We start from the raw sequence: 7,256 nt of genomic DNA, 5'->3' as shown, positions 1-7,256 counted from the left end.
GGCAGGCGGGAATGCTGCGTAAACAATGTTGTATGCAGTTTTTAAAATATGGATAATTCGGATCTAGTTGTAAATTCTTCCAAAAATTTCATCCCTTTATACGAATTCCCTTGCTTATTCAATTTTGGACTCCAAACAGCAATCGCATATTGATCTGGATGTATTGCAATAATACCTCCTCCAACTCCACTTTTTCCTGGAAGCCCGACCTTAAAAGCAAATTCTCCGGATTCGTCATAAAAACCACAAGTTTGCATAAGAGCATTTATTCTTTTAGATTGACTTTCGCTCAGTATTGACTCGTTGCTTTGAATACTAATACCATTATTGGCTAAAAATAAAAATAACTCCGAAAGTTCTTTACAACTCATTTCGAGAGAACATAAGTCATAATAGAAATTAAGAACATCAGAGGGCTCATTTTCAATTTGTCCAAATGATTTAATGAAATTACCTAGGGCTACATTTCTATACCCTACATCTTTTTCTGATTGAGCTATTCTATTCGAATATTCCAATGCTGTATTGTTAGATATTCTTCGAACAAAGTGTATGAAATCTTCTTTTGGGTTCTTTAAATTGCTTAAAAGTACATCTGAAACTACGATTGCTCCGGCATTTAGAAATGGATTTCTGGGAATTCCTTTGTCAGCTTCAAGCTGAACAAGGGAATTGAATGCTGTTCCGGAAGGTTCTACCCCAACTCTTTTCCATAAGTCATCACCAACTATGCGATAGGCTAAAATTAATGCAAGTACCTTTGCAATACTCTGAATGGAGAATTTGTCATAACAATTGCCAGTACCAAAGTTAAACTGATTAATTGTCGATATGTATACTCCAAAATTATTTGGGTCAACTTTAGCTAATTCAGGAATGTAAGAGGCCGTCTCTCCTTTATCATCTATTTCCTTAATTTTTTGGTAGACATCTTGGATTAAGTCTTCAAAATTCATCTGTATATTATAATTGCACACAACTGCTTATATGCGGATAATTATTCCTCAATATCTCAAAAATTTACCGGATAGGTATTCCTTTCATTCCGGTTTAAACCCAATTTAACGGGCACCTAAATGTATGGACTATTCTTAAAATGAGCCTATAGAAAAACCATAAGTTTTTTTATTTAGTCAAAAATACAGCGCTTAGGACTATTAAATTTAGCAAAACCTAAAATTACCTATATACTTCTTTAAACTAAAATCCGTTTTACTAGTCTAAGGGTTAATAAACTCAGTTTGCTAAGCATTAACAACTACATTATGAAAGTCCAAATCTGTATTTTTCTTTGCTTTTATGCATTACTTATTAGTTGCAGCAGTTCGGACGATGCTGTGGAAGAGATTCCGCAAGAAATTAACGCAGGCTATCAAAAACTGCAAATAACACATCCTGATGCAGGAAATCTGTGGGTAGGGATTTGGTACCCTACAACCGGGATGGAAGCAGCATATATGTATAATACAGCCGCTACAGACCTGGATATCACCGGTTTAGTCGCGGAGAATGCACCCACGGCAGTCGGGGATTGGCCGTTGGTGGTCTTTTCTCATGGATTTTCAGGAGGGGGGATTGGCTCGGTTGAGATATGTGAGGCTCTGGCAAGAGCAGGTTATGTTGTGGCAGCCGTTGACCATTCGGATGCCGTACTGGCTGTACGTGTGAAAGGCCCGTCTACCGGGACCATAGAAGAGGCCTTGCAGTACCTTAGTGACAACCCTTTTGGTGATGGAACCGACTACGAATACAGAATAGTTGAAACAGAAGCTGTGGTGAGTTCCATACAGGCAAAAACGGAATTTAATCTGTCTTCAAAATTGGTTTTAGGCGGGCATTCCATGGGTGGCTGGACGGTGATGAAGACCATGGATGCCGGACTTAATCCGGATGCGATGTTCGTATTTTCCATGGGAGAACTCAACTGGCTCTTTACCGGTAACCGCTATTTTGAAGCACCCTTTTTTCAGGAATTTGAGTTTCCAACAGCTTATTTTTACGGAGGTGTAGAATACTTGCAGGCCGTAGATGCGGGCAGGGACAATGTTTATGCCGCCTTCTGTTATGAACATTCGCCTTCACCAAGTTACGGACTGCTGGTAGCAGAAGGCAATCACTTTACCTACAATTCGCTGGCCTTAGCACCCGGATCAGGAGGAACTACTGCACAATTCAATTCCATCAATACCCGGCTGATCAATTTCTTAGACAAGCAGATTAAAAATAAGGAAGTGGTGGTTAGTACGGGTATGGATGATATCTCCAAGTGAATAATTTTTACAGAAAACGACGGGGTAGCCAACCTTTTTAGGCGAAGTAGCCCAGCGAAGTGGAAATAAAAGCTTAAATGTTTGTGTATTTAAGCTTCAGCAAGGGTATTAATGAGACTGGCACAACCCCCATTTTCAATAAATTTTGTATGATCAATTAAGTTCCTAAACCGTTCCCCTGTTATATCGGAGCACAAAATTTTTGAATCTGTTGCGTGATAGAAAGAGTTTAGAATAGCCTTGGACCCGGAGTTTTTCAATGGGGATTTTTTGATTTCTTGCCTGCACCATTCAAGAGATTTCATCCAAATGGCAGCACTCAGTGCACCACATGCAGCACCGCTCAAACCAAGTCCACCTGCAAAACCTGCAACCATAACCATTTCCTCTTCACTTGCACCCATTTTTCGAGCAACTTCCGTAGCACAACTTAAACACGCTTCCTGTGATACAGTTTCTATATGGGATAAACTGTCATAGGCAGCTTTAACGGCTTCAGGAGCCCATTGTTCGGCAAGATCAAAACAATGTAAGAATCTTCCGGAGAAAAAATACTTTGCAAAACTCAGTTTGCTTGAAAAGTCGCACCTTGTAATATCGTTACAGTTTATCGTATGTTCTCTTTGAATAAATGACGCCATTACCTGCTGTGTTGCTACAACGGCAACATGAATTGCTTGATTTTTATTTGCACATACTCTATATGCTTCTGCACCAATAGCTAAGGATGCACCCCAAAGCATGCCGCATTGATGACCTTTCTGCATAATGCCACCTGCCAATACATCTGCGGCACGTTCTTCCAGTTCCTTTGGATGACCAAACTCCCGATTTAAAATATAAAAGAAGGTACGCGAGCAAGTTCCTAATTGCCTAAATACTTTTTTCCCGTCTTTAGGGCCATCTTTGATATCATATGCTTTTGACTCCATTTGCAGGGACTTTAATTTGAATCAAAAAAGGTACAAAGGGCTGAAATCCAATACTATGACAAGGATCAGTTTAGATAGAATTTTTATTAGTGCGAACGGGTGGAACAAACATCCGTTTTGATGGTTTTTATCGATTATTAGGACTTTCTAGTAAATCTTTTCTCCTTAGATAGTAGACTAGCATCATCAGAACTAACAAATAGGTAATAAAAATCCAGAATGTATTCATGTTTCCGGTAAACTCAGGTAAAATAAACAGATAATTAAAAGCGGCATTAGCACCAATATGAGCCAGGATTGACGTAAGTATGCTTCGGGTATAGTAATAAATCCAACTTATAAAAAGTGTTCCCAGAACCACCCATATTAAAAACACCATGAAGTCCATTTGCAAGGGAACGCCTGTTCCAATCAGATATGCCGGATAATGCCAAAGCCCCCAGATCAAACCAAGTATAATGCTTGAATAAAACACGTTGAATTTCTTCATCAACCTGGGAAGTAAGTAACCCCTCCAGCCGTATTCCTCACCAATAGCAATCATGACGATCACAACAAGCTGTGGCAGCAATTGAGTTGTTCTTAAATGAAACCTGGAAATATCGAATTGCAGGGAAGTAAGCACGGCTAAAGATGCAAGGGCAGGAATTCCTAACAGCGCTATCAGAAGCCAATTTAAGGATGTTTTCTTTAGGGTTTGTTTAACGAACAAATAATAAACGCCTTTCTTACCTTTTGTAATGGCAGTAAGCAACAGTGCAACTAAAGATGGAGTGAATACGGCAAATATTGAGACATTCGGATCATCTAAAGTATAAGCGATATAACACAGTAAGGAACTCAGGGCAATTACCATTGCCGAGAACAGGATGATTTCCATTATTTCTTTTGAACTCCATGTATTCATAATGAGTTATAGTGCGTGTTATGGCCGGTACTTTTTAATTTTTAAAGTCATACGTTAAAATCATGAGCCGATCTTCAATAGTTACCGTTTCTATTAATTTCCTTTGATCCAAAGTGGTGCGCCGTCTTCCCACTTGTTATGTGTTAGTCTAAATTTCTCCCCATCGGCTAGTCTTATCGCCGTAATTTCACCATACATCTGAGGGCTGAATATATAGGGTTGTACTAATGGTTGTTCATCATTAATTCCAAATTCTTCAGAAGAGTAGATCAGCCATTCTCCATCTGGTGAGAAATGCGCATGACCTTCTTGACCTGGGTACGTGGTTAATTGTTTTGGTTCACCCCAACCGTTACCTGTTCTTTCAGTAATATAAATATCCATTGTTTTTACCACGCTATCCTTGTCCAATCCATTAACATCAGAACAGTAAGCAATCATATTACCATCATAAGAAATGACAGGAAAGGCTTCCTTGTCCGGACTATTGGTAATATTGGTCGTAGTACCATTTTCTTCCACATAAATATCCATATTGCCAGTTCTGCCACTTCTAAAAACCATCACCTTATTGTCTTCGGAATAATCGGCAAATCCAGTATTGCTTTCCAAATCGGTCACACGTTCCAACGATTTGTCTTCAAAATGATAGCGATAAACACACCCTTTAGCTTCCGGGCTTCTTCTAAATCCTCCCACTGAAAATTGAAGGTAGTTGCCGTCTGGAGTAACCTTAGTATCTATAATATTCGAAAACTGTGGGTTGAAGTCTCTATCTGGTCGAAAGTTGAATAAATGCTCTATTTCATTGGTAGCATAATCGACCGCATAAAAATCTTTTTCCGTATTAAAAAATGAGGATAGGAAGATACCAGCGTATAACACAAGCAGTGCATAAGGAATAAACATAAAAGCATAAAGCTTATACAAAGAAGCAATGGACTTCTCTGCTTTCTTTCTTTTTATATAAATGAAATAAGCCAATAAACCCAGTGCTAAAAGTACTGCAGCAACTATAATTAAAAATGATTTAATAGCGTTTAGAGGCATTATGTTAAAGAACAGCTGGTCGTCCGTCGTCTTAATGATAAAAAGCACTATAATTACGGCCGCCACCGAAAAAATGAGATGTTTCCAAAAGGCAATGGTCTTTCTTTTTTTAATGCTTTTATAAATCCCCAATATCAACCATATAATTGCCAGTATTGGAAGCAATAAGACAGGATAGGCAAAAGGTGATATGGCTTCCTGAAAGCCCTTTACATCCGATACTCCATATATAATCTTACCATCGGGCGTGGCAGGTGCTGCAAAAGAGCGTCTAACACCATACATAGAAAGTGTTTTGTTCGGCAAATCGGATATAAGTGTTGGACTGTTTTTCACCAATAAATCGCCAAAGAAATCATTTATATTTGTGGGTTCTGGTTGAGGTGTTTCGCCACCGTGATAAACCATTATCCCAGAATCGTGGTAGTCCGCATTCAACATATTCATTTGCTGAACCAGGGTCGAGTCTATTTCTTGTGTTTTTGGGTTGAGTCCCAGGATGGAAAACCCATTAGGTCCATCTATAAAACCTGTAAATAAAATTTCGCCATCAGGTTTTGGAAGAGGCGATAAGCAGGAGTGATTGTCTGGAGAGATTTGCTCACTATTCTCTCCGTTTTTTGACATTTTAAATAGCTTGAAATTTTCGCCTCTTTTAGCAGAATAGTAAATGATCTCTTGGTCATCTTTAGACCAAACTGGGCTACCATCCCAGTTTTCAGAATTAGATAACCTTGTGGTTTCACCCCCTTCAGCATTCATCACATAAACATCACCTGTTCGCTGCAAGGCAAAAACCAATCTTGGCTTTAGTGGAACTGTTGGATGCCCACGGTCGCTTGAGAAGGCAATGCTATTACCGTCATTTGAAAATTTTGGTCTGAAATCACCACCTTGGTCATTGGTAAGGTTTATTGCATCATTAATATCTAAAGTGTCTGAAGGAACAAAAGGCAGTTTATAAATATCTGCGTTTCCTTCATGGGATGAAACAAAGACCATCGATTTACCATCAGGTGAAAAATCAACCTGATCTTGCATGGAATTGCTTTTCACCAAAAGTCTGGGAAGGGAATCAGCAAGAACACTTTTGATAAATAATTGTGGACGACCATTTCTTTCTGATGTAAATACCACCCATTTGCCGTCCGGTGAAATTTTTGCATCATAATCTAAACTTTCATGTTGTGTGAATCTTGAGAAATTCTTCCCATCGTCTTTGGATAAGTAAATATCCCATCCTTGCGGTCGAAAAGAAGAATAAAAGATCTTATCCTGAGCTTGAGATGAGGTGAAAATTCCAAAAGCTAGAAAAAATATCAGAAGTATTTCGATTTTATTATTCATTGGTTTTCAAATTGCTTACAACGGGAGTCTGCGCAGCAACCCCATTTTTCATAAAAATAACTACTTCTAGAGTAGTTTAAGTGAATTAATGGAAGTTTTGTCGTACTGTAATTTTAAACCCTGAAGATTTGGTACGGGGATAAGTAGGCTTACAAGTTCTAGAATTGGACGGTATATGCCGGATAATGCAAAGCCAAGCCCTTTGAGCTTGTTTTTGAGCTCTTTTGGACCAAGTATGGACATAAGTCTTCTAAGGTTGTAGCAGATCATGATCAGGTTGACCTCGGAGAGGACATTTTCTTTTCCCTTGATCAGGGCAAAGGTAAAGCCCCATTGCCTTTTGAGTGTCCCGAACTGGTGCTCGGTGATCTGTTGCCTTAATCTGTAATATTCGGGGTTTTCGTTTACCCTTTTCTGGTTTTCGTCAAGGGCCTCCTGGTAAATGGAGCGTTCGATAAAACGTCCGTTCTTGTTCTTGGTACAGAGGTCCCTCAGGTCGCAGGTTTTGCAGGCCTGTCGGTTCTTATAGTGTTTTACCTTATGCCCCGCTTTGTCGTAGACACTTCCATTGGTTGTCAGGATCTGATCGGCGGGCATGTGTAGGTATCCTTAGTTGCACCGTACTTGAAATCGATCATGGGGTAAAGGCCGTTGTGTTGAGAGGAATGTTCCTTTGGCGAGGAGTAGGGGGTGATCCCATTGTCAGTGCAAATCTCCAGATGTTTGGCGGTCGTATAGCCCTTGTCGGTC

At 39.5% G+C, this 7,256-nt stretch carries 6 protein-coding genes; 1 reads left to right on the top strand and 5 read right to left on the bottom strand.

Annotation, left to right across the window (positions count from 1 at the left end; all coding sequences use genetic code 11):
- Positions 1-41: 41 nt before the first annotated feature.
- Complete coding sequence (locus tag Q0X66_RS15040; RefSeq protein ID WP_297707789.1) at positions 42-956, bottom strand: glutaminase; 915 nt, start codon at positions 954-956, stop codon at positions 42-44.
- A gap of 309 nt (positions 957-1,265) precedes the next feature.
- Between Q0X66_RS15040 and Q0X66_RS15035 the strand changes: the two genes are divergently transcribed.
- Positions 1,266-2,270 carry a hypothetical protein gene (locus Q0X66_RS15035; protein WP_297707787.1) on the top strand — a complete coding sequence of 335 codons (1,005 nt, stop codon included), beginning with the start codon at positions 1,266-1,268 and terminating at the stop codon, positions 2,268-2,270.
- An 89-nt stretch (positions 2,271-2,359) separates the two neighbouring features.
- On the opposite strand, the gene Q0X66_RS15030 is transcribed toward Q0X66_RS15035, so the two are convergent.
- From Q0X66_RS15030 to Q0X66_RS15015, 4 genes are all read right to left on the bottom strand, one after another.
- Positions 2,360-3,202: a C-GCAxxG-C-C family protein gene (locus Q0X66_RS15030; RefSeq protein WP_297707785.1), complete on the bottom strand. Its 843-nt coding sequence runs from the start codon at positions 3,200-3,202 to the stop codon at positions 2,360-2,362.
- A 127-nt stretch (positions 3,203-3,329) separates the two neighbouring features.
- Positions 3,330-4,109: a type II CAAX endopeptidase family protein gene (locus Q0X66_RS15025; protein WP_297707783.1), complete on the bottom strand. Its 780-nt coding sequence runs from the start codon at positions 4,107-4,109 to the stop codon at positions 3,330-3,332.
- Positions 4,110-4,202: 93 nt separating this feature from the next.
- Positions 4,203-6,506, bottom strand: coding sequence for a hypothetical protein (locus Q0X66_RS15020; RefSeq protein WP_297707781.1), 2,304 nt, complete (start codon positions 6,504-6,506; stop codon positions 4,203-4,205).
- Between the two features lie 66 nt (positions 6,507-6,572).
- Positions 6,573-7,103, bottom strand: a complete 531-nt coding sequence (locus Q0X66_RS15015) for a transposase (RefSeq protein ID WP_297707779.1) — start codon at positions 7,101-7,103, stop codon at positions 6,573-6,575.
- Between the last annotated feature and the right edge of the window lie 153 nt (positions 7,104-7,256).

This window comes from uncultured Eudoraea sp. (genome assembly GCF_947260015.1).
Classification (GTDB): Bacteria; Bacteroidota; Bacteroidia; order Flavobacteriales; family Flavobacteriaceae; genus Eudoraea.
The sequence above is the reverse complement of the archived record's forward strand: the minus strand, read 5'-3'. Positions and strand labels throughout refer to the sequence as shown.

What these genes read in the sequence shown, in the direction of transcription:
- Q0X66_RS15025 (WP_297707783.1), bottom strand. Translation starts at nt 4,109, where the DNA reads ATGAATACATGGAGTTCAAAAGAAATAATGGAAATCATCCTGTTCTCG.
- Q0X66_RS15035 (WP_297707787.1), top strand. Translation starts at nt 1,266, where the DNA reads ATGAAAGTCCAAATCTGTATTTTTCTTTGCTTTTATGCATTACTTATT.
- Q0X66_RS15030 (WP_297707785.1), bottom strand. Translation starts at nt 3,202, where the DNA reads ATGGAGTCAAAAGCATATGATATCAAAGATGGCCCTAAAGACGGGAAA.
- Q0X66_RS15040 (WP_297707789.1), bottom strand. Translation starts at nt 956, where the DNA reads ATGAATTTTGAAGACTTAATCCAAGATGTCTACCAAAAAATTAAGGAA.
- Q0X66_RS15015 (WP_297707779.1), bottom strand. Translation starts at nt 7,103, where the DNA reads ATGCCCGCCGATCAGATCCTGACAACCAATGGAAGTGTCTACGACAAA.
- Q0X66_RS15020 (WP_297707781.1), bottom strand. Translation starts at nt 6,506, where the DNA reads ATGAATAATAAAATCGAAATACTTCTGATATTTTTTCTAGCTTTTGGA.